The organism is Pseudogemmobacter hezensis, from assembly GCF_013155295.1.
Taxonomy (GTDB): Bacteria; Pseudomonadota; Alphaproteobacteria; order Rhodobacterales; family Rhodobacteraceae; genus Pseudogemmobacter; species Pseudogemmobacter hezensis.
Map to the genome: position 1 here is coordinate 54,162 of NZ_JABJXT010000008.1, position 23,058 is coordinate 77,219.

The 23,058-nt window shown below is 63.8% G+C and carries 16 protein-coding genes; 8 read left to right on the forward strand and 8 right to left on the reverse strand.

The window, feature by feature from the left end; all coding sequences use genetic code 11:
• Positions 1 to 71 precede the first annotated feature (71 nt).
• Both queA and HOY34_RS10555 read right to left on the reverse strand, forming a co-directional pair.
• Complete coding sequence (gene queA / locus HOY34_RS10550) at positions 72 to 1,109, reverse strand: tRNA preQ1(34) S-adenosylmethionine ribosyltransferase-isomerase QueA (protein WP_172362566.1); 1,038 nt, start codon at positions 1,107 to 1,109, stop codon at positions 72 to 74.
• Positions 1,109 to 4,657, reverse strand: coding sequence for a hypothetical protein (locus HOY34_RS10555; RefSeq protein WP_172362568.1), 3,549 nt, complete (start codon positions 4,655 to 4,657; stop codon positions 1,109 to 1,111). The genes queA and HOY34_RS10555 overlap by 1 nt, the downstream gene beginning before the upstream one ends.
• A 316-nt stretch (positions 4,658 to 4,973) precedes the next feature.
• Here HOY34_RS10555 and HOY34_RS10560 point away from each other — a divergent pair, with 316 nt between their 5' ends.
• The 5 genes from HOY34_RS10560 (at position 4,974) to HOY34_RS10580 (ending at position 12,090) form a co-directional block, all read left to right on the forward strand.
• A complete protein-coding gene (locus HOY34_RS10560) occupies positions 4,974 to 5,450 on the forward strand; it encodes a peroxiredoxin (RefSeq protein ID WP_172362570.1) in 477 nt (158 codons plus the stop codon).
• Between the two features lie 52 nt (positions 5,451 to 5,502).
• The gene (locus tag HOY34_RS10565; RefSeq protein ID WP_172362572.1) at positions 5,503 to 6,345 is read left to right on the forward strand and encodes a ferritin-like domain-containing protein; all 843 of its coding nucleotides are present in this window, start codon (positions 5,503 to 5,505) and stop codon (positions 6,343 to 6,345) included.
• 589 nt (positions 6,346 to 6,934) lie between these two features.
• Complete coding sequence (locus HOY34_RS10570) at positions 6,935 to 8,275, forward strand: DUF5930 domain-containing protein (RefSeq protein ID WP_172362893.1); 1,341 nt, start codon at positions 6,935 to 6,937, stop codon at positions 8,273 to 8,275.
• Positions 8,265 to 8,780, forward strand: coding sequence for a bactofilin family protein (locus tag HOY34_RS10575; protein WP_172362573.1), 516 nt, complete (start codon positions 8,265 to 8,267; stop codon positions 8,778 to 8,780). Before HOY34_RS10570 ends, HOY34_RS10575 begins: the two co-directional genes overlap by 11 nt.
• 196 nt (positions 8,781 to 8,976) lie before the next feature.
• Positions 8,977 to 12,090 (forward strand): valine--tRNA ligase, encoded by a 3,114-nt coding sequence (locus tag HOY34_RS10580; protein WP_172362575.1) that lies wholly within the window; start codon positions 8,977 to 8,979, stop codon positions 12,088 to 12,090.
• A gap of 52 nt (positions 12,091 to 12,142) precedes the next feature.
• Here the strand turns inward: HOY34_RS10580 and HOY34_RS10585 are convergent, their stop codons facing one another.
• From HOY34_RS10585 to uvrA, 6 genes are all read right to left on the reverse strand, one after another.
• Complete coding sequence (locus tag HOY34_RS10585) at positions 12,143 to 12,778, reverse strand: peptide chain release factor-like protein (protein ID WP_172362577.1); 636 nt, start codon at positions 12,776 to 12,778, stop codon at positions 12,143 to 12,145.
• Complete coding sequence (locus HOY34_RS10590) at positions 12,775 to 13,893, reverse strand: RNA ligase RtcB family protein (RefSeq protein WP_172362579.1); 1,119 nt, start codon at positions 13,891 to 13,893, stop codon at positions 12,775 to 12,777. Before HOY34_RS10590 ends, HOY34_RS10585 begins: the two co-directional genes overlap by 4 nt.
• 247 nt (positions 13,894 to 14,140) lie before the next feature.
• Complete coding sequence (locus HOY34_RS10595; RefSeq protein ID WP_172362581.1) at positions 14,141 to 15,115, reverse strand: sensor histidine kinase; 975 nt, start codon at positions 15,113 to 15,115, stop codon at positions 14,141 to 14,143.
• Positions 15,112 to 15,783: a response regulator transcription factor gene (locus HOY34_RS10600; RefSeq protein WP_172362583.1), complete on the reverse strand. Its 672-nt coding sequence runs from the start codon at positions 15,781 to 15,783 to the stop codon at positions 15,112 to 15,114. The genes HOY34_RS10595 and HOY34_RS10600 overlap by 4 nt, the downstream gene beginning before the upstream one ends.
• Positions 15,780 to 17,165 (reverse strand): DUF4153 domain-containing protein, encoded by a 1,386-nt coding sequence (locus HOY34_RS10605; RefSeq protein ID WP_172362585.1) that lies wholly within the window; start codon positions 17,163 to 17,165, stop codon positions 15,780 to 15,782. Before HOY34_RS10605 ends, HOY34_RS10600 begins: the two co-directional genes overlap by 4 nt.
• 241 nt (positions 17,166 to 17,406) lie before the next feature.
• Positions 17,407 to 20,259, reverse strand: a complete 2,853-nt coding sequence (gene uvrA / locus HOY34_RS10610) for an excinuclease ABC subunit UvrA (protein WP_172362895.1) — start codon at positions 20,257 to 20,259, stop codon at positions 17,407 to 17,409.
• A 181-nt stretch (positions 20,260 to 20,440) separates the two neighbouring features.
• Between uvrA and HOY34_RS10615 the strand changes: the two genes are divergently transcribed.
• From HOY34_RS10615 to HOY34_RS10625, 3 genes are all read left to right on the forward strand, one after another.
• Positions 20,441 to 21,334, forward strand: coding sequence for a PfkB family carbohydrate kinase (locus HOY34_RS10615; protein ID WP_172362587.1), 894 nt, complete (start codon positions 20,441 to 20,443; stop codon positions 21,332 to 21,334).
• Positions 21,334 to 22,251: a pseudouridine-5'-phosphate glycosidase gene (locus HOY34_RS10620; RefSeq protein WP_172362589.1), complete on the forward strand. Its 918-nt coding sequence runs from the start codon at positions 21,334 to 21,336 to the stop codon at positions 22,249 to 22,251. Before HOY34_RS10615 ends, HOY34_RS10620 begins: the two co-directional genes overlap by 1 nt.
• An 87-nt stretch (positions 22,252 to 22,338) precedes the next feature.
• The gene (locus tag HOY34_RS10625) at positions 22,339 to 23,034 is read left to right on the forward strand and encodes a DUF502 domain-containing protein (RefSeq protein WP_172362591.1); all 696 of its coding nucleotides are present in this window, start codon (positions 22,339 to 22,341) and stop codon (positions 23,032 to 23,034) included.
• The last annotated feature ends 24 nt before the right edge of the window (positions 23,035 to 23,058 follow it).

Below are 23,058 nucleotides of genomic sequence, written 5' to 3' on the forward strand. Positions count from 1 at the left end.
GGACAGAGAACTGGCTTACGGGGTCATATGGTTCAGCGGCGCCGATTGCGGCACCGCAGATCATTGGCAGCTTACGGGATCAGCAAAGACGAGTCGCCGTAGGAAAAAAAGCGGTATTGGTTCACGATGGCATGATCATAGATTTCGCGCATCCTCTCCTGTCCCATAAGCGCCGAAACAAGCATCAAAAGCGTCGATTTGGGCAGATGGAAATTGGTCATCAGCGCATCGGACACGCGGAAGGTAAATCCTGGGTAAATAAAGATGTCGGTCCAGCCCGACCAGGCGGAAATTTCGCCGCTTTCTCTGGCGGCGCTTTCGATCAGGCGCAGCGCGGTGGTGCCGACCGGGATCACCCGCCCGCCCGCTGCCTTTGTGGCGCGGATTTCGGCGGCGGCGGCCTCTGTCACCTCGCCCCATTCGGCATGCATGCGGTGGGTGGTGACATCCTCGACCTTGACGGGAAGGAAGGTGCCCGCGCCGACATGCAGGGTGACTTCGGTGAAATCCACGCCGCGTGCCCGCAGCGCCTGCAAAAGATCCGCGTCGAAATGCAGGCTGGCGGTGGGCGCGGCGACGGCACCGGAATTGCGGGCGAAAACAGTCTGGTAATCGTCATTGTCGGCGGCATCGGGGGCGCGTTTGGCGGCGATATAGGGCGGCAAAGGCATGGTGCCCGCAGCCTTCAGCGCCGCCTCGAAAGCGTCACCCTCCAGATTGAACTCAAGCCGCAGATCGGTTTCGCCCTTCTCGGCCACCCTCGCGCTGAGCTGGTCCGAGAAGCGGATCTCTTCGCCCAGGGCCAGTTTGCGCAGGGGCTTTGCCATCGCCCGCCAGCCGCCAGCGGCGGCGGGCTCCATCAGGGTGATCTCGATCTTTGCCACCGCATCGCCGCGTGCGCGGGTGCCGCTGAGCCGCGCCGGGATCACCTTCGTATTGTTCAGGATCAGCCGGTCGCCGGGACGGAAGATATCGACCAGATCGCGCACATGCAGATCCTGGATGCCGCCGCGCTCGGCCAGCAAAAGCCGGGCCGCGCTGCGCGGCCGCGCCGGGCGGGTTGCGATCAGCTCTTCGGGCAGGTGAAAATCGAAATCGGAAAGCTGCATCAGCCAGCGCCTTTAAGCACCGGCGCAGGCCGGCGGAAGATATCACGAAACATCCCCGGCGTCAGAATCGACAGCGGGTTGACGCTGATCTGCGGGCTTTTCGCGGGGCCTGCAAGACGGTAGTTGAAGCCAAACAGCCCCTCGCCCTTGCGGGTGAAGATCTGGCCGATGCCATTCAGCAGATAGATCGGCGAGATGGTGCCCTGAATGTCGATCTGATTGCTGGCCGAATGATAAAAGCCCGAAAATGAGATCCCCATAGAGGCCCCGATCGCCGCCCCTCTGGCGATCTGCACGCCTTCGGGCAGGATCAGGAAGCTGGCGTCCCCTTCGGAAAACTGGATGCCGCCGCCGTTCAGCTGTTCCAGCAGGCCAACGACCGAGGCGGCGGACAATAGCTCGGCCAGAACCGGCGCGTTCTGGATCGAAAAGCCGGTGACCGTTGCCACGCCGCTGTATTGGCCCGGCGTGTCGCGCGGCTGGATCGTCATATCCAGGCTGCCGCCCCGCCCCATGTCGAAAAGCCCCGCCGCCGCCATCACCCGCCCGGCGTCATTGGCGGTGATCCGCACGGCGGTGCCGCCCTTATAGGGGATCGTCGCGCCGCCAATCTGGCCCTTGCCATTGACGGCGGCGACAAAGCGCCCCTCCAACCCGCCCTGGCGCGGTGTGAAGGTGCCCGAAAGCCCGGTCAGGGCGATGCCGCTGGTCACAACCAGCCGATCCAGATTGACCTCTATCGGGGTTGAGGCCTGCCCCGCAGCTGCGCCCGCGCCGCCTGCCCCGCCACCCGATTTGGGCAATTCGCGCAGATCCAGCGTGCCGCCGGTCAGTTTCGCCGTCACATCCGCGCCCTTGCCGCGCCCGGTCAGCTCGACCGTGGCATCCAGCCAGCCGCCCGCCTTCACCTCAGAGAAGCTGGCGCGATCAAGGCCGCCGCCGGCTTTGGTGGTCAGCCGCCCTTTGGCCGCAAGGCCGGGGCCGTTCAGCTCAAGTTTCGTGACCTCGGGCGCCGCGCCCAGCACCGCCTCGACCAGCAGGCGCCCGGTGCTTTGGGTGGTTTTGCGCCAGCTCAGCGGCGGGACGGAAAGCCCCAGCCCCCGCAGATCGCTTTTCAGCGTAAGGCGCGCGGGCTGGCCTTTGGGCAGGGCCAGCTCTGCCTCGGCCTGGGTCTCGCCCGAAAGCCAGCCCTGCGGCAGCTGCACCCCCAGTTTGCGCAGGCCCGCATCGCTGAGCTTCGCCGTGCCGCGCACCTGCGCCCGGCCCGCCGCATCCTTGCCGAAGGGCTGTTCATAACGCGCCACAATCGGCACCGAGGCGATACTGCCCGCCCCCGAAAGCGTCATCCCGGCAGGGGTCACCTTTACCGCCAGATCGGGACTGAGGATCTCTTTTCCCGGCACCAGACGGTCAGAGCGGAAATCGAGGATGCGCCCGGTGACATCATAGCGGATATCCTCGGTTTTCAGCTTGCGCAGCAGCGGAAAGCGCAGATCGGCGACCAGCACCGCCCGCCCCTCGCCCAGATCAACCTGACGCCCTGCCTTTGAGATAAAGCGGAACGGCTCCTGATCCAGCAGCGACAGCGTCGCGGTCAGCCCGGCGTCAACGATCAGCCGCACCTCGGCATCCGCGGGTTTCTTGCGGATATCGGGCACCCGGAACAGCGAGCCGTCAACCGTGATCCGCGCCGCGTCCTCGCCTGCCGCATTTGCGCCAATTCCGGGTGCAGTAATTTCGCCGCCCTCGACGACCAGCGTATAGACATTGTCCTGCATCGCCGCCCGGCCCCGGCCATTGGTGATCGGCGGCAGCGATCTGATCACCCGCACCGCCGCGCCCGAGAACTCATAATCCAGCGCGAAACGCGGCTCTTCCCCGGGCTGAAAGCGGATGGCGGCGGCGACATCGGACAGCTCGCCCTCGCCGACATTTTCCGCCAGCCAGGTGCGGGTGCGCGGCACCGCGATCAGCGGCCAGAGGCGGATCAGCCGATCAGATGAGATGCGGTTCAGCGCCACATCGACCGCGCCGCTCCAGCGGCCATTGCCATCGGCGCTGATATCGCCGCGCAGGACCAGCCGCTCGTCATCTTCCTGCAACGCGACCTCGCCGATCTCGATGCGGAAAGGTTCCAGCGTCAGCCGCGATACAGCCGAGCCACCGCCAAAGCGCACCGGGGCCTCAAACAGCCCGTCGGGATCGACCATGACCTCGCCGATTTTCAGCTGCGAAATCACCACATGCGGCAGCTCGCCGGGGTCAAGCGGGCCGCCGCCCTCGTCGCGCAGCTCGGTGGTGCCGCTGGCCGAAAAGCGCAGGGACGCGCTTTCGACCGTGACCTGATCCAGGTAAACGCGCTGCAGCCCGGCATCATAGCGCAGCCCGATTGAGGCGCTGTCAAAACCCACCACCCGCGGCACCGGCAGCGCAGCAGGCGCATCACCCGGCGTGCCATCGGCATTGGACAGGTTCGCCGGCGGGGAGGTGGCATTGCTGTCAATCGCGGGCCCGTCGCTGTCGGGCGGGGCTGGGATCTGCAGCGAGCTATCCTTTGCCTCGATATTGCGCAAAGCGCCCGGGTCCAGCGCGCCCGCGCCCAGGGACAGGCTGCCCTCAAAAAGGCCGGGCTTGCCGTCGGCGTCCAGTGCCCCGCTCAGCCGCCCCGAGATCGGCGCATCCAGCACCGCAAAAGCCGCAAGCGGGGCGGCCTGGACCGCCAGATCGCGCGCCGCCACATGGTCAATCGTGGCCGAGAACCGGGCCGAGCTGTCCGCCTTTGAGGTCTCGACCACCAGGCTGGCCCGCGCCGGATCGGCCCCGGCCAGCAGGGTCACCGACAATTCGCCCGTCAGCCCCTCATCGCGGTTGGTCAGCACCAGACGGCCATCGCCCAGCTGCCATTTGCGCCGCGCCCGCGCGTCATCAAGTGTCAGGGCAAGGCCCTCGATCTCGATCAGACCCAGGCTGGCCAGGGCATCGCCCGAAAACATCCGGTCCAGCGCGTCGAGGATTTCAGCAGGCGTGCCCATCGCAGGCGCCCCCGACAACCCCGCGAAACTAAGCGCAATCCGCCCATCGGCATCACGGGCAACCGCAATCTGCGCCCCGGTCATGCGCACAAGGCGCGGCCTGACCTGGCCCGTCAGCAGGGGCAGCGGCTCCAGGTCGATGCGCAGTTCCGGCAGCGATACAAGCGCCGTGCCCCGCTGATCCAGCAGCCGCAGATCCGTCAGCATCAGCCGGGGCGAAAGATCGCGCCCGACCATCACGCTGACCTCGCCCAGCGAAACGGCGCTGCCCTCGGGCAGATGCGTGCCCAGCTGCCTGTTCAGCCGGTCCTCAATCCCCGCCACCGCCCAGACCGGCAACGTCAGTGTGCGTCCGGTCAGCACGATCCCGGCAAAGCCAACCATCAGCGCCAGCAGGATCAAAAACGCCCCAAGCCGCAGCCCGATACGCCACCTGCCCCTGCGACGGCCAGCGCCTGTGGGGGGGCCACCTGACTTTCCGCCGGGGCTGTCGTGATCGGCATCTGCCTCGTTCAATGCTCAGACGTCCTTGTCTCTTCACGCCCCGTAACACCACAGGGTATCTGCATCCCGGAGTGCCGGGCCCCGCCACCGTTGACAGGCACCACCGGAAAGCACCATTGACAGGCACCGATGGCAGGCACCACTGGCACGGCCCCGTTTCACGCGCTATTGTGGCGTGAAGCAAAAGGAAACACAAAGGCTTGCGGCAGCAATCAGCCGGATCCTGCGATCTGCCGCCTGGGGCTGTGCCAGACCCTGCCCGGATCGGCCGCACAAACCCCTACAATCCATGCAACATGCGAATACGCATCACCCACAGGAGCCTATCATGAGCGCTGCGCTGACAACCGGAAGCCTTGCCCCAGACTTTACGCTGCCCCGTGATGGCGGTGGCGAGATTTCCCTGCAGGCCCTGCTGCCGGGCAAGGTGGTGCTTTACTTCTATCCGCGCGACGATACCCCCGGCTGCACGCTTGAGGCGCAGGATTTCACCCGGCTGATCGCCGAATTCCAGGCCGCAGGCACCACGGTGATCGGCATCTCGAAAGACAGCGTCGCCGCCCATGACAAATTCTGCCGCAAGCATGGCCTGGGCATCATCCTGGCCTCGGACGAGCATGGCACCACCTCGGAAGATTACGGCACCTGGGGCGAGAAGAAGAATTACGGCAAGACCTATATGGGCATCACCCGCACAACCTTCCTGATCGGCTCCGATGGCCGCATCGCGCAGATCTGGCCGAAGGTGAAGGTCGCAGGCCATGCGCAAGTGGTGCTTGAGGCCGCCCGTGCCTTGCCGGGCTGATGCCTCTGGCATGCAGCCTTCACAGATTGACCAGGCCATTGGATAGCAAGCGATGATGACCCTTTCAGAGATGGCGGTTCAGGTTCTGACCACCGCCGACGGCCGCGCCAAGGCCGCATTGGGGCGGCAGCATGCCGCGGCCTGGTTCGCCGCACGCAAGGCGGGTGCGCCGCTGGACATCGGCCGTGCCACCCCGCCTTTGCGACCGGCCCGGCCCGAACGGCCAGAGCTGCTTGCCCCGCGCGATGTGCCGCGCAGGCGCACCGGCAGCCCCGCCGGGCGGATCGCGCTTTTGCACGCCCTGGCCCATATCGAGCTGAACGCGATTGACCTGCACTGGGACATCATCGCCCGCTTTGCCGATCACCCGATGCCGCCCAGCTTTTACGACGACTGGGTCCGCGCCGCCGATGAAGAGGCGAAGCATTTCACCCTGCTTTCAGATGTGCTGGAAGAAATGGGCTGCTATTACGGCGCCCTGCCCGCCCATGCCGGCATGTGGCAGGCCGCCGAGGATACGGCCCAGGATTTCAAAGGCCGCCTTGCGGTGGTTCCGATGGTGCTTGAGGCCCGCGGCCTTGATGTGACGCCCGGCATGATAGAGATCTTCCGCCGCGCCCGCGATCAGGGCGAGCAAACCGGGGCGCTGGCCGCGCTTGAGGTGATCTATGCCGAAGAGGTCGGCCATGTCGCCTATGGCTCTAAATGGTTCAACTGGCTTTGTGGCCGCGATGGCGAGGATCCCAAAGAGGTATTTCACGCCCTGGTCCGCCACTATTTCCACGGCCAGCTGAAACCCCCTTTCAATGAGGAAAAACGCGCCGAAGCCGGGATCCCGCCCGATTTCTACTGGCCGCTGACCGAAGAGCTGGCGGATCCCGACCTGGCAGGATGAGACCTGGCCGGCTGAACGCCCTGCCCCTGCCCCTGGCCGAGCCTGACCAGGCCTTGGGCATGCCCAGATCAGTCATGTCAAGATCAGGGCCAGGCCAGCTGCCTGCCTGGGCCACCTGTCCGCATCAGACCCGGTCTGATTGCATCGCAAGCCCCGGGCGCAATCGGCGAGTTCTTGCCTGGTATGGGCGCAGTTTGGCGCAGCCCGGCCCCCTGACGGCGTGAAATGTTGCGGGACAGGGCGCCGGGCGTTAATGACCCAGGACCTGACGAAGGTGCGAATCTTCGGCGGCGGTTGGTTTGCCGGAACCTGTGCCGGCTGGTGTGCAAGGCTGAAATGGCACCCGATTGCGGGTGACATCCACGCCTGCAACCCCGGCTGTTGCTGTAAAATGCGCGCCAGACTGTGCGCCAGAGACTACGCGCCAGTTGCCGGGCTGCCTTTGTGGCCTTGCTCTGTGGTGTGAACGGTGATGGGACCGGGGCTTCCGTTCAGGAACCAGCCCTGCCCCAATCACCCTGAAGGAAGAAGCGATCCCCAATTGCCCCTGTAACAGGTGGGGGCCAGAGGGCAGGAAATGGAAAACCGGGTGCTTTCAAGACTGGCCTTTCGGATCAATTCGGCGCTGGAGACTGTGTTCCCCGAGCAGCGCCTCTACCTGAAATCCGAGCACGGAACCCATTATCTGCGGCTCAGACCCGCGACCCAGGCGATTGTTGTGCTGGTGGGGGCGCTTGGGCTGGCCTGGACGATCGTTGCGACCTCGATCTTCATGATGCAGTCGATCGGTGCCGGATCCGGGCGCGTGCAAAGCCAGCGCCAGGGGATGATGTTTGAAGAGCGCCTGGCGGTGCTGTCTGCCGACCGCGATCTGCGCGCATCCGAGGCCGTCCAGGCGCAGGAGCGCTTCAACCTGGCGCTTGGCCAGGTTTCGTCGATGCAGGAAATGCTGCTGGCCTCGGAAGATCGCCGCCGCGAGCTGGAGACAGGCATTGACGTGGTGCAAAACAGCCTGCGCGGCATGATCCGCGAACGTGACGAGGCCCGGACTGAGGTCGCCAAGCTGACCGCGATGCTGGGCGAACAGGGCGGCAATACCACCGAGATGGGCCGCATCCGCGACACCGGGCAGACGCTGGCCTTTCTGACCGGCAAGCTGGACGCCACCGCCCGCGAGCGTGACGCCCGCAAGGCCGAGGCCAGCATCGCCCGCGAAGAGCTGACGCTTGCGCTGGATGAACGCCGGGCGCTGGAGCTGCGCCATGACGCGATTTTCGCCAAGCTGGAAGATGCGGTCACCGTCTCTGTCGAGCCGCTGGAAAAGATGTTCCGCGCCGCCGGCATGAACCCAGATGATCTGATTGCAACCGTGCGCCGGGGCTATTCGGGCCAGGGCGGCCCCCTGTCGCCGATCACTGCGTCGAGCATGGGCGGGCCGCTGACAGAGGGCGAGAAACGCGCCAATGCGATCCTGAAAAACATGGAAGAGATGGATCTCTACCGTCTCGCCGCCTGGAAAGCGCCTTTCGCAACCCCGATCACCGCAGGCAATGTGCGCTGGACCTCAAGTTTCGGCACCCGCGATGACCCGTTCGGGCGCGGCAGCCGCCGCCATGAGGGCACCGATATCGCAGGCCCCTATGGAACCGCGATCTTTGCCACCGCCGAAGGCACGGTCACGCATGCGGGCTGGCAAAACGGATACGGCCGCCTTATCAAGATCCAGCACGCCTTTGGCGTCGAAACCCGTTACGCTCATTTGTCACAGATCCGTGTCCAGGTTGGACAAAAGGTGTCGCGCGGCGACAGGATCGGTGATATGGGCAATTCAGGCCGGTCGACCGGCACTCATCTTCACTACGAAGTCCGCATCGGTGGCACAGCTGTGAACCCGATGACCTTCATAAGGGCAGCGAGAAATGTTTTCTAAGAGCCGCATCAACGAAACGGGCGCGAAACCCGAAGCAGACAAACCCAAGGCGCCGGAGGCCCCCGTGTCGAAACCTTCCATGGATTTCACTCCCTCGGCCCCCAAGGGCAAAGCTGTCGCATCCGTGCTGTCCTCGGATCTGACGGTTGTGGGCAATCTGCGCACTTCGGGTGATATCCAGGTCGAGGGCACGGTTGAGGGCGATATCCGCGCCCATCTGCTGACCGTCGGCGAAAGCGCCACCATCCGCGGCGAGATCGTGGCTGACGATATCGTCGTCAACGGCCGCGTCATCGGTCGGGTGCGCGGGCTGAAAGTGCGCCTTACCTCGACCGCACGTGTCGAAGGCGACATCATCCACAAAACCATCGCCATCGAATCGGGTGCCCATTTCGAGGGTTCGGTTCAGCGCCAGGAAGATCCGCTGTCCACCGGGCGCGGCGCGACGGCATCGGTCATCCAGCCCCAGGTCGCCGATGCGGCCCCGGCTGTCGAGACGCCCTGATCCTCGCATAACCCCGCCGCAAGGCCGGGATGACTATCAAACGGCCCTTCCGATTGCGGGGGGCCGTTTTTCTTTGCCGCATATTCTGATGCCTCAGGCGGGCGATATGCCGCGTTAAGATCTGCCAGCCCCAGCCCGCCTCTTTCCCTTTTCGCGCGTATTGGCTAAATCCTGCCTCAGCATAAGGGGAAGCGCGATGGCTATGGAAAAGACCTTCAACGCCCAGGAAGCCGAGGCCCGGATTTCCGAACTCTGGATCGACCAAAAGGTCGGCCGTGCGGGCGCAAATGCCAAACCCGGCAAGCCCGCCTTCTCCGTCGTCATTCCGCCGCCGAATGTCACCGGCAGCCTGCATATGGGCCATGCCTTCAACAACACGCTGCAAGATGTGCTGGTGCGCTGGCACCGGATGCGCGGCTTTGACACGCTTTGGCAGCCCGGCACCGATCACGCGGGCATCGCCACCCAGATGGTGGTCGAGCGCGAGCTGGCCAAAGACGGCAAGCGCCGCTCGGATTTCTCGCGCCCTGAATTCCTGGGTCTGGTGTGGGAGCAAAAGAAGAAATCGCGCGGCAATATCATCGGCCAGCTGATGCGCCTTGGCGCGACCTGCGACTGGGACCGTGAGGCCTTTACCATGTCGGGCGCCCCCGATGCGCCTGCGGGCGAGGAAGGCAATTTCCACGACGCGGTGATCAAGGTCTTTGTCGATCTTTACAACAAGGGCCTGATCTATCGCGGCAAGCGGCTGGTGAACTGGGATCCCCATTTCGAGACCGCGATCTCTGACCTTGAGGTCGAGCAGACCGAGGTCGACGGCCATATGTGGCATTTCAAATACCCGCTGGCCGGGGGTGAGACCTATCTTTACGAAGAGAAGGATGAGGACGGCAACGTCACCTTCTCGGAAACCCGCGACTATATTTCCATTGCGACCACCCGGCCTGAGACGATGCTGGGCGACGGCGCGGTGGCGGTGCACCCCTCTGACAGCCGCTATGCGCCCATCGTCGGCAAGCTCTGCGAAATCCCCGTCGGCCCGCAAGAGCATCGCCGCTTGGTGCCGATCATCACCGATATGTATCCCGATCCGACCTTCGGCTCGGGCGCGGTCAAGATCACCGGCGCGCATGATTTCAACGATTACGGCGTGGCGCAGCGCAATGGCATCCCGCTTTACCGCCTGATGGATACCCGCGCCCGGATGCGCGACGATGGCCTGCCCTATGAGGAAAGCTGCGCCAACGCCAAAGCCATTCTGGACGGTGCCAGCTATACCGAGGCCGATGTCGACCGCATCAACCTGGTGCCCGACCATCTGCGCGGCCTTGACCGCTATGAGGCGCGTAAGCTGGTGGTGGCCGAGATCAACGAAGAAGGCCTCGCCGTCACCAAACTGGTGAAGTCGGTCGACAAAGAGACCAATGCCGAGCATCTGGAACGCGTTCCGGTGGTCGAGAACAAGAAGATCATGCAGCCCTTCGGTGACCGCTCGAAAGTGGTGATCGAGCCGATGCTGACCGACCAGTGGTTCGTCGAGACCTCGAAAATCGTCGGCCCGGCGCTGGATGCTGTCAGGAATGGCGACACGGTGATCCTGCCCGAGCGTGACACCAAGACCTATTTCCACTGGCTGGAAAATATCGAGCCCTGGTGCATCTCGCGCCAGCTGTGGTGGGGCCATCAGATCCCGGTCTGGTATGGTCTGGATCTGCGCCCCGCCGGGTTCAAAGACGATCAGGGCGACAATGCGCTGGATGAGGCAGAGATCTTCCGCTTCCTCTTTGATGGCGGATTCAACAATGCCGACCCGGTCTATTTCTGCGCGCCTTCGCTCGATGGTGTGACGGGTCAGTTCCAGGACGCGCTGGCCCCCCTGCCGATGCCGCTGAACCAGGCCCGCATCGTCGAGGTCGAAAACCGTGAGGCCGCGACCGAGGCCCTGGCCGCAGCCCTGGCAGACTACAACCTGACCCAGGACCCGACGAAGCTGATCTATCCGGTCTGGCGCGATGCCGATGTGCTGGACACCTGGTTCTCGTCTGGTCTGTGGCCGATTGGCACCCTGGGCTGGCCGGAACAGACGCCGGAACTGGCGCGCTATTTCCCGACCTCTGTGCTGGTGACGGGCTTTGACATCATCTTCTTCTGGGTCGCCCGGATGATGATGATGCAGCTGGCCGTCGTCGATCAGGTGCCGTTCAAAACCGTTTATGTTCATGCCCTTGTCCGCGATGAGAAGGGCAAGAAGATGTCGAAATCGCTGGGCAATGTGCTGGACCCGCTGGATCTGATCGCCGATTACGGCGCCGATGCGGTGCGCTTTACCCTGGCCGCAATGGCCGCGATGGGGCGTGACCTGAAGCTGTCGAAAGACCGCATCGCGGGCTATCGCAACTTTGGCACCAAGCTGTGGAACGCCTGCCGTTTCGCCGAGATGAACGGCGTCTGGGAAGGCCACGCCACCAAAGCCGGGCCGCCGGTTGCAGCCGCCACCGCGAACAAATGGATTATCGGCGAGACCGCGAAAGCGCTCGCCGAGGTCGATCTGGCGCTGGCCGAGTTCCGCTTCGATCAGGCCGCAGACACGCTTTACAAATTCGTCTGGGGCAAGGTCTGCGACTGGTATGTCGAATTCGCCAAGCCGCTGTTCGATGGCGATGCAGCGGCAGAGACGCGGGAAACCATGGCCTGGGTGCTTGACCAGTGCATGATCCTCTTGCACCCCTTCATGCCCTTCATCACCGAAGAGCTTTGGGCGACCACCGGCACGCGCGAGAAACTGCTGGTTCACACCGACTGGCCCGAATATGGCCCCGCCCTGATCGACCAGGCGGCAGATGCCGAGATGTCGTTTGTGACCGGGCTGATCGATGAAATCCGCTCGGCCCGGGCGCAATGCCATGTGCCCGCGGGTCTGAAAATCGACATCGTGGCGACGGATCTGACGGGCGCGGCACGTGAGGCCTTCACCCGCAATGAGGCGCTGATCCGCCGCATGGCGCGGATCGACGGTTTCTCGGAAGGCGCGGCCCCGAAAGGCTCGATCCTGGTGGCGGCGGGTGGCGCTGGCTTTGCCATTCCGCTGGAAGGGCTGATCGACATTGCCGAGGAAAAAGCGCGGCTGACCAAAACGCTTGAGAAGCTGGGGAAAGAGATCGGCGGTCTGAAAGGGCGGCTCGACAATCCGAAATTCGCAGCCTCTGCGCCGGAAGAGGTGGTCGATGAGGCCCGCGCCAATCTCGAAGCCCGCGAGGATGAGCGGGCCAAGGTTGAGGTCGCGCTGAAACGCCTCTCGGAACTCTCGTAACAGCAAAAGCCCGCAGATCACTCTGCGGGCTTTCTTCTTATTTGCAGCCCCCCTATCTGGCGGGCCGGAAGGCAGGGCCGTCGAACACCAGATGCGGCGCGCCGCGCTGCAGCTGGTGATGCAGCGCATGGCTTTCCCCCTGGGCCGCCGCCTCGGCCCCGGCCTGATCGGCGGCGATCAGTGCGGCCAGACGCTCCAGCGCGATGCGGCGGTTCTGATGCTGCGAGCGGCTGTCACGCACCACCACCGACCAAAGCCGCCCCTTGTCATCGCGCCACCGCGCCCGGATCGCGCTGGCGGTTTTGTTCTGATGCTGACCGCCCGGCCCCCCGGCCCGGATCGCCTGCATCTCAACCGCGCCCGGATCAATCGCCACCTGCGCAGGCGGGGGCGTCAGCCGGAAGATCTGGATGAACCAGTTCTTGCGCGGATGTTTCGGCCGCAGGCCTGAGGCACAGCGCCAAAGCACCACGCCGGCAACCTGCTGCGCCAGCAGATCCGCCCCGGTCCCGCCAAGGACCACCACCGCCGAGGACGGCCCATGCGCCCCCTCTCGTGCGGCGATGTCCAGATCCAGCCCGTAAAGCGCCACCTGATCCTCCAGCCAGGCCAGGAAATGCGCCACCGCCTGGCGGCACTCGCCCGGGCCATTGCCGCTTGAGATCAGCAGGGTTTCAGCCATGCTCATGCCGCCTCTCCCTTCTTCCAGGTGATCAGCGGGATCAGCCGCGCAAGGGGGCGGGCAAGGCCAAAATGCTGCAGATCAGCCAGCACGCTTTCAGGGCGCTTATAGGCCGTGCCCGCCTCTTCCAGCAAAAGGTCTGGATCGGCGCAGACCACCCGCCCGCCGAAACGGTTGCGGGTAAGCTGCGTCAGCACCGACCGTTCCTTGCGGATCCGCCCATGCATCGAGCTGCGGTCATAGCGCCGCCCCGCCCCATGCGAGACCGAGGCCAGCGCCTCAGGCACCAGATCCGGCACCGAAAGCAGATAGCTTGGCGCATCGCGCGAGCCTGCCAGTGGAACAAGCCCCAGGTCCGGCGCCGCAGCACCCTTGCGGTGCAGCCAATGGCCTTGATGCGGCACGACATGGTTGTGAACCGCGTCGCAGATCAGCCGCGCCTCGGCCCCAAGCGCCAGGGCCGCGCGTTCGGCGATCAGTGCCCGGTTCAGCCGCGCCCAGATCACCGCCGCATCGTGAAGCGCCAGATAGTCGCGGCCTGCCTGGGCATCGGGCGCATAGCCCTGTTTCCAGGCCTGATCCAGGCCCTCAAACACCGCCGCCCCCCGACTGCGAGAGCCGGAATGCACCAGCAGACAGAGATCGCCGTCCTTCAGCCCAGAGGCCGCGTCAGCCTCTTCCACCTGCTGCAGCTCGCAAAAATGGTTGCCGCCGCCGATTGTGCCAAGACCTTCTGCGCCAATCAGCCCGGAAAGGCCTGCCGCTGCAAGTCGCGCCGCCGCCTCATCAGCCTCAGCGCCTTGGTCCAGAGCCGCCAGCCGACGCACCGCTTTGTCGAGTTTCAGCCGATGGCGCGGCAGGTCCAGCCGATAGAGCGCCATACCGCAGCCGATATCCGGCCCGACAAGCTGCGGCCAGATCCGGTCAGCCAGAAAGGCCGCCCCGACCGGGCCATAGCGCCCAGGATGCAGGTCAGGAAAACCCGCGACCGCGACCATGCCAGGCCAGCGGGCGGTCTCGGCCAGCTGATCCTCGGCGCGGCCCTCGATCCAGGTCGTGCTTTGATAGAATTGTGAGACAGGCGCCCGCAGGCGGCCTTCTCTGGTAATGGGAGTGCCCATATTCGTCTTTCCAACGCGAGATTGCGCCCGGAATGGGGCGCGGGCGGAACGACGCTGTCAGGGAAATGATCCGTTCAGGATCAGCCCCGCGCCAGTTCCGACGGCAGAGTTTGGATGCTGATTGCTGTCATGGGCCGCCCTCCTCAGACTGATGCGGGTGATTTGGCGGCCTGGATGCCTGTATGGCTGATTCTACGCAAGATACCTGTGGCCCATGCGGCACGCAGGGTTGCACTACGGCAACATATCAGATGTCACGCCGGGGCAGCGTCAGGCGAAAGCTGCTGCCTTTCGTGGCGGCAGCCAGGCTCACCCTGCCCCCATGCGCCGCCAGCATGGCGCGAAGGATCGCCAGCCCCATCCCCGTGCCGCCGCTTTCGCGCCGGGTGGTGAAGAACGGATCAAATATGCGGGCGGCATTGCCGGGGCTGATCCCATGGCCATTGTCACTGAAATGGATCACGCAGTCCTGGGCGCTCAGACTGGCGGAAAGCGTGATCTCTGTCGCGCCATGCTCGGATGCGTTGCGGGCCAACGGGCTGAGGATCAGGCCGAGGCCCTGGGCAGAGATCGGGATCCGCACCGCCTGCCCCGTGATCGTCCAGCGCAGATCCGGCCAATCCTGCGCCAGCGCTGCCTCGATTTCGGACAGCGTGCTTTCGCCCAGATAGCGGGCCTCACGGGCCCGCGCGACCTCGCGCAGCGCGGCCAGTTGTGCCTCGATCTGGCGGCCCGCCGCGCCGATCTGCGCCAACAAAAGTGCATCATCGCCCTGCAGCTGCGCCCCGTCGTCAAGCAGCTCGACCCCGGCGCGGATCGCGGCAACCGGGGTTTTCAGCTCATGGGTGACATGGTCGGTATAGGCGCGCACCGTCGCCTCACGGTCGCGCAACACACCCGCCATGGCAATCACCCGCTGCGCGGTCGCATGCAGTTCATACGTGCCGAAATGTGTGGGCGGAACAAGGGGTTCGCCGTTTTCAGCGCCCGCCGCGAAATGCTCAAGCGCCAGGATCGGGCGCAACAAAAGCCGCACCAGCAGCCAGCCCAGCACCGCCGTCGCCGCCGCGATCACCAGCGCGATGACAATCACCGCATGACGAAAGCCAATAACCGGCCCCAGATAGCGCAGCACCACCATGCCAAGGAAACTGAGCCCCAGCGTCCCGGCCAGCGCACCGCCCAGCACCAGCCCAAGTGAGGGCCGCCAGCGCCGGCTCATCTGGCCTCCAGCCGGAAGCCCTGGCCATGCAGGGTGCCGATCGCCTCATCAAGGCCCGCCGTGCTGAGTTTCTGGCGCAGGTTGCGCAGATGGCTGTCAAGCGTGCGGCCGGATACGGCGCTGCGCGGCCCCCAAACGGCGCTTATCAGCGCCTCACGCGGGACAAAGCGCCCCGCATCAGCCATCAGCCGCGCAAGCAGCTGAAATTCGGTGGCGGTCAGCGCCAGATCGGACTGGTCTGTGCGACAGATGCGGGCGCCCGGATCAAGGCTTAGCCGCCCATATTGCAGCGGCGCGGACGGCTGCTGGCCTGCAGAACGCTTCAGGATCGCCCGCACCCGCGCGATCAGCTCGCGCGGGCTGAAGGGCTTGGTCACATAGTCATCGGCGCCCAGCTCAAGCCCGACGATACGGTCAATCTCATCATCACGGGCAGTCAGAAACAGGACCGGCACCTCAGAGCGCTGACGGATCCGGCGGCAGGTCTCAAACCCGTCCATCTCTGGCAGGCCGATATCCAGGATGATCAGATCCGGGGCCTCACGCGCCAGATGGGTCAGACAGGCCTGGCCGTCGGCGGCGGTGATCACGCTGAATCCCGCCCGCTCGGCTGCGAGGCGAACCAGATCGCGCAGGCGCGGATCGTCGTCGACGACCAGTATCTTCATCCGGCCTCCCCCTCTGCCTGCGCTTGCTGCAGCGCCAGTTTATGCAGCACATCCGCATTGCGAAAGCCCCAATCCCGCCAGCCCCGGATCTTCGGAGCACGGCCGGCTGCACAGTAAGACGTCAAAAGCGCTGCTTCAGGACGCCGGTGCGCTGCGAGCCTTACCTCTGCCGCCGCCTGCGGGCCAAGGTCGCAGATATAGGGAATATCAATCCGGTCACGGCTCAGGTTCTGCGCCGCAATCAACGCCGCGAAATTTATGAAGGAAGAGGCGTAAAGCACCGACAATGCGGCACAAAACAGCCTGATCACCACCCAGGAATTGCTGCGCATTGCCAGCACCTGCCAGGCCATCAGCATCAGTGAAAAGCCGACCAGTCCCATCCAGATCAGCGCATAGAGACGCAGGAATGTCAGGCCATAGGCGTCAATGTAATGATCCAGCCGCAGCGCCGCTGCCCCGCTCAAAAGGATGTTCTGCACCAGCCACAGCAGCAAAAGAGGCCTCAGCGCCCTGTGCTCTTGCAGGAAAGGACGCGCAGCAAGGGTAAAGCCGCCAGCCAGCATCGCCGTTGCCAGCAAAGGCCAGGCACCACGATGGGCATATTCGGAAAAGTTCATCCCCGCAGGCAGGCTGGCCCCGCCGATCAGGATCGAGGCATCGCTGAGGATCTGCAACCCGATCAGCAGGTTGAAAAGGATCAGCGCCCGCAAGACCGAACGCGGGTTCAGCCCCGGCAGCTGCAATACCCGCCAGGCAGGCAGATGCGCCATCTTTGCTGCGGGTCGGCGGCTGAGAAATGGCAGGATCATCAGCGCAAGCCCGGCCCAGAAACAGACCCGCAGGATCAGGGTCCAGGGATCCAGCGTCTCGCGCCCCAGCTGCAAAAGCAAAGGGTTGGCCTCAAGGATCAGCGCCAGAAAAATCAACGACCCGCCAAGCGGAAAAGCCCAGTCGCGCAGCCCGCGCCCGCGCGTGCCACGATCACGATGCGCGACTGCACGCCCCGGCCCAGGGCCACGAGCCGCGAAAGGCCTAAGCAAACCGCGCAAAGCGAAAAGCCAGCGATCCGGCAGTGCGATCAGGAAATCTGCAAGATGCAGGATGAAGGTGCATGCCCCTCTGCCATGATCGGCTCGGGCCAGAACAACCACGCTGGAGATCAGACCCGCCAGCAAAAATGCGACCGAAAGCGGCAGCACGTAATCCACCACCGGCAATGCCCCGGCCAAAGAGATCGACAGCGCCACCAGTCTTAGCCGCAGCGGGCTGCCATGACTGGCCACCAGCGTCACCGCCAGGCTGAAAAGCGCCAGAGACAGGCCGACGTGCTGCTGCCAGAACAGGAAATCCCCCAGCAAAAGCAGAAGGATAAGACCCATAATTCGTGCAGGATCCCAGCCGCCTTCGCACTGCCTGCCGGGGCTGTCAGACGGGGGCACCGCATCTGGCTGGTGGGCTTCAGATGCCAACCACCAACCGTCGCGTGACAGGCTGCGCGGCCTGCCGCGCATTTCGAAACTCTGCATTCGTCGCAATCCTCTGAACCGAAATCCCGGCCAGAATGCCCCGACGCATGTGCAGAAACCGCAGGGCAGATGTGCAGAACCTGTGCAGAACCCGCTATTCGGCGGCCACCCGCTTTGGCTTCAGCATCGGGCCCAGATAGCGCCCGGTATGGCTGGCCGCGATCTTTGCCACCTCTTCGGGCGTGCCGCTGGCAACGATCTGGCCGCCGCCATCACCGCCCTCGGGGCCGATGTCGATGATCCAGTCGGCGGTCTTGATCACGTCGAGATTATGCTCGATCACCACCACCGTATTCCCCTGATCGACAAGGGAATGAAGCACTTCCAGCAGTTTCCTCACATCCTCAAAATGCAGGCCCGTGGTCGGTTCATCGAGGATATAAAGCGTGCGCCCGGTGGCGCGACGGCTGAGCTCTTTCGACAGCTTCACCCGCTGCGCCTCGCCGCCCGAAAGCGTCGTCGCCTGCTGACCAACCTTGATATAGCCAAGGCCCACTTCGCAAAGCGCCTCCATCTTCTCGCGGATCGAGGGCACCGCCTGGAAGAAATCACGCGCATCTTCACACGTCATATCAAGAACATCGGCGATGCTTTTGTTTTTGAACTTAATTTCAAGCGTTTCCCGATTGTAACGCTGCCCTTTGCAGGTCTCACAGGTGACATAGACATCGGGCAGGAAATGCATCTCGATCTTGATGACACCATCGCCCTGACAGGCCTCACAGCGCCCGCCCTTGACGTTGAAGGAAAAGCGTCCTGGCCCGTAGCCCCGCGCTTTCGCCTCAGGCAGGCCCGAGAACCAGTCGCGGATATGTGTGAAGGCCCCGGTGTAAGTTGCTGGATTCGAACGCGGCGTCCGCCCGATGGGCCGCTGGTCGATGTCGATCACCTTGTCGAGGTGCTCAAACCCCTTGATCGTCTCGCAGGGCGCTGGCGTCTCATGGGCCCCATTCAGTTTTATCGCTGCTGTTTTGAACAGGGTCTCGATGGTCAGCGTCGACTTCCCGCCGCCCGACACGCCTGCCACACAAACGAATTCGCCCAGCGGGAACTCTGCCGTGACATTTTTGAGGTTATTCCCCGAAGCCTTTACAACTGTTAGTTTTTTCCTATTCCCCTTGCGCCGCTCTTTCGGCACTGCGATCTCGCGTTTGCCAGAGAGATACTGGCCGGTGATACTTTCAGGATTGGCGGTAATTTCGGCCGGGGTGCCACATGCGATGATCTGCCCGCCGTGAACCCCTGCGCCCGGGCCGATGTCGAACACGTAATCCGCCTCGCGAATCGCATCCTCATCATGCTCGACCACCAGCACGGTATTGCCCTGATCGCGCAGACCTTTCAGGGTCGCCAGCAGGCGGTCATTGTCACGCTGATGCAGCCCGATAGAGGGTTCATCCAGCACATAAAGCACCCCCGTCAGACCCGAGCCGATCTGGCTGGCCAGCCGGATCCGCTGGCTTTCCCCCCCCGACAGCGTGCCGGCATTGCGCGCCATCGTCAGATAGTTCAGCCCAACATTTACAAGGAATCCAAGACGTTCACGGATTTCCTTGAGAATGGCTTTTGCAATTTCATTTTGCTGCCCGGTCAGGGTTTCATGCACGCCCGAGATCCAGTCATGCGCTTCCTGGATCGACTTCTGCACCACCTGGCCAATATGCAGCCCGGCGATTTTCACCGCCAGCGCCTCGGGCTTCAGCCGATAGCCGTTACATGAGGAACAGGGGCGATTGTTTTGATAACGCTCCATTTCCTCGCGCGACCAATTGCTATCGGTCTCGCGGTAGCGGCGCTCCATATTGGGGATGATGCCCTCGAAAAGACGACGCACCTTATAGACGCGGCCGTTCTCATCATAGGTGAAGTCGATCTCTTCGCCCTTTGATCCGTAAAGGAAAAGCTGGCGGATCTTTTCGGGCAGATCGCGCCATTTGGTCTTTTTATCGAATTCGTAATGCTTTGCCAGACAATCTACGGTCTGGGTGAAGTAAGCCGATTTCGACTTCGCCCATGGCGCAATCGCGCCCTGCGGGATCGAGAGGCCCTGGTCGGGCACAACGAGGCGCTCATCAAAGAACAACTCGACCCCCAGCCCGTCGCAGGACGGACAGGCCCCGAAAGGCGCGTTGAACGAGAAAAGCCGCGGCTCGATCTCGGCGATGGTGAAGCCAGAGACCGGACAGGCGAATTTCTCGGAATAGGTCTTCCGCTCGCCCCCCTCATCAGCCATCTCGATCACGGCGATGCCGTCGGCCAGGTTCAGCGCGGTGCGGAAGCTGTCGGCGAGCCGCACCTCGAGCCCTTCGCGCACCACGATGCGGTCGACCACCACGTCGATATTATGGCGGAATTTCTTGTCGAGCGTCGGCGGCTCTTCCAGCTCGTAAAATTCGCCATTCACTTTGACGCGCTGAAAGCCCTGTTTACGAAGTTCCAGGAATTCCTTTTTATATTCGCCCTTACGGTCACGCACGATGGGGGCCAGAAGGTAGGCGCGGGTGCCTTCCGGCATCGCCATCACCGCATCGACCATATCCTGCACCTGCATCGCGGTGATCGGCAGCCCGGTCGCGGGGGAATAAGGCACACCCACACGGGCGAACAACAGACGGAGGTAGTCGTAGATCTCGGTAACCGTGCCCACCGTCGAACGGGGGTTTTTCGACGTGGTCTTTTGCTCAATCGAAATCGCCGGGCTCAGGCCCGAGATATGGTCAACATCCGGCTTTCCGGCCATATCGAGGAACTGGCGCGCATAGGCCGACAGGCTTTCAACATAACGGCGCTGCCCTTCGGCATAGATCGTGTCAAAGGCCAGCGAGGATTTGCCCGAGCCCGACAGCCCGGTGATCACCACGAACTGATCGCGCGGAATGTCGAGATCAACGCCTTTCAGGTTATGCTCGCGCGCGCCGCGCACTTCGATAAACTTCTGTTCGGCCATCATCACACCGCCATCTTCACGCATTGGGGGATCAACACCGAGAGAGATAGGGCATAATCGCCGCGCCGCCAAGCGCAATAAGTGAACGAAGTATGAACACCCGCGAACACTATCGAGCGAAGAACAGCTGCGGACAACGGTGCCACTTGTGCAGGCAGGGCGACTGCGCAAGATACGCGCCATGAGCACCAGGTCTGAGATTCTTTGCATCGGTTCCGTCCTTTGGGACATTATTGGCCGCAGCTCTGCTGTGATGCGGCAGGGCTCTGACGTGCCGGGGCGCATCACGCGCCTGCCGGGCGGTGTGGCGCTGAACATTGCGATGGGGCTGGCGCGGTTTGGTCTTTCGCCCCAGGTGCTGACGCTGATCGGCCGCGATGCAGAGGGCGATGAGCTGGTCCATGCCTGCCTGGGCCTGGGCGTCGCCACAGATTTCGCGCTGCGCTCGGATGATCTGCCGACCGACCGTTATCTGGCAATCGAGGGTGCCAATGGTCTGATCGCCGCAATCGCGGATGCCCATTCGCTGGAGCTTGCGGGTGCAAAAATCCTTGCCCCCCTGGAAGATGGCAGGCTGGGAAGTGAGGCCGATCCCTGGGACGGCCAGATCGCGCTGGATGGCAACCTGACCGAGGCTCTGCTGTCTGAAATCGCCGGATCACGGCTGTTTCGCGCCGCAGACCTGCGGATCGCGCCCGCCAGCCCCGGCAAAGCGGGCCGGTTGCGCCCCCTGTTGCTGCACCCCGGCGCCACGCTTTATCTGAACCTTGAAGAGGCCTGCCTTCTGGCCAATATCACCGCCACCGATGCCCGCGAGGCCGCTGATGCGCTGATCGCCCGCGGTGCCGCGCGGGTGCTGGTGACCAATGGCGGCAGCCCCGCCGCCGAGGCAAGCCAGCACAAACCCACAGTCACCGGCTGCCCGCCGCAGGTCCTGGTGACCCGTGTCACCGGCGCAGGTGACACTTTCATGGCCGCCCATATCGCGGCCGAACGGCGCGGTCAGGACCGCGAGGCCGCGCTGCATGCCGCCCTCGCCGCCGCTGCCGCCTATGTTTCAGGAGACATAAACTGATGACCCAGATCCCGCTGACCTACTCGCCCGAGGTGGCCGAGGCCCGCAAGAATGGCCTGCCGATCGTCGCGCTTGAATCGACCATCATCACCCATGGCATGCCCTGGCCGCAGAATGTGGAAACCGCCGCCCGGGTTGAGGCCGAGATCCGCGCCTCGGGTGCGGTGCCCGCGACCATGGCGATCCTGAAGGGCCGCATCCACATCGGCCTGACCGAGGCAGAGCTGAACGCGCTTGGCCAGGCCACCGATGTCGCCAAACTGTCCCGCGCCGATCTGGCGGCCTGCGTGGTTCGCGGCGGCAATGGCGCAACAACGGTGGCGGCGACGATGATCTGCGCCCGCCTGGCCGGGATCACCACCTTCGCAACCGGGGGGATTGGCGGCGTCCATCGCGGCGCGGAAACCTCATTCGACATCTCGGCCGACCTGCAGGAACTGGCGCAAACGGCAGTGACCGTGGTGGCCGCAGGGGCCAAGGCAATTCTCGATCTGCCGAAAACCTGGGAATATCTGGAAACCGCAGGCGTGCCGGTCATCGCTTATGGCCAGGACGAGCTGCCCTCATTCTGGTCGCGCGCCTCGGGGCTGAAGGCACCGCTCCGGATGGATGATCCGGCGCAGATCGCGGCTTCGGCGGCGATGCGGGCGGCGCTTGGCATTCCCGGCGGCCAGCTGGTCGCAAATCCGATCCCGAAGGAACATGAGATCCCGCGCGAAGAGATCATGCCCCATGTCGAAGCCGCCCTGCGTGAGGTCGAGGCCGGTCGCGTCAGCGCCAAAGAGGTCACGCCCTTCCTGCTTGACCGCATCTTTACGCTGACCGAAGGCCGCTCGCTTACCGCCAATATCGAGCTGGTGCTGAACAATGCCCGGCTGGCGGCGCAGATTGCGGCAGCCTCGGCGAAACTGAACTGATCAGTCGGGATTTTGGCCGCCACCTGGCAATCGGCCATTGCACCGGGACGGGTCGGGCCCCTAGATTAGCCCGATAAGGGAGTTAGAATGTCCGACCTGTCCCAGCCGCCGATCCTTCCGCCGCGCCGCGGCTTTTTCGCCAGCCTGCGGGCCAGTTTCCTGACCGGGCTGGTGGTGGTTTTGCCGATCGGTCTGACGCTTTACCTTGTCTGGGCGGTGATCGGCTGGATTGACGGCTGGATCCTGCCGCTGATCCCGGCCTATTGGCAGCCTGATGCGGTGCTTTTGCGCTATCTGGGGCCGGATTATGAATTCCCGGTGCGCGGCGTTGGCGTGCTGGTGTTTCTGGTTTTCACCATTTTGGTGGGCTGGATCGCCAAGGGGATTATCGGCCGCTCGGTGATCCGCAAGGCCGAACAGATGGTCGACCGGATGCCGGTTGTGCGCTCGGTCTATGGGGCGATCAAACAGGTGGCCGAAACCTTCTTCAACAAGAAGGAAACCAGTTTCGACAAGGCCTGTCTGGTCGAGTTTCCCCGCCCCGGCTCCTGGGCGCTTGGCTTTTTGTCAACGCGCCCCAAGGGCGAGCTGGCAGATAAGCTGACCGCATTGGGCGACGAATTTTCAGCGGTATTTGTGGGGCTTACGCCATTCACCAGTGGCATGCTGCTTTTCGTGCCGACCAAAGATCTGATCATTCTTAATGAGACCGGGATCGATGACGCGGCAAAGCTGATTGTCTCTGGTGGCCTGGTCTATCCGACGACCAAAGACGCCATCTGATCCTGCCGGACGGGCAAACCCTGC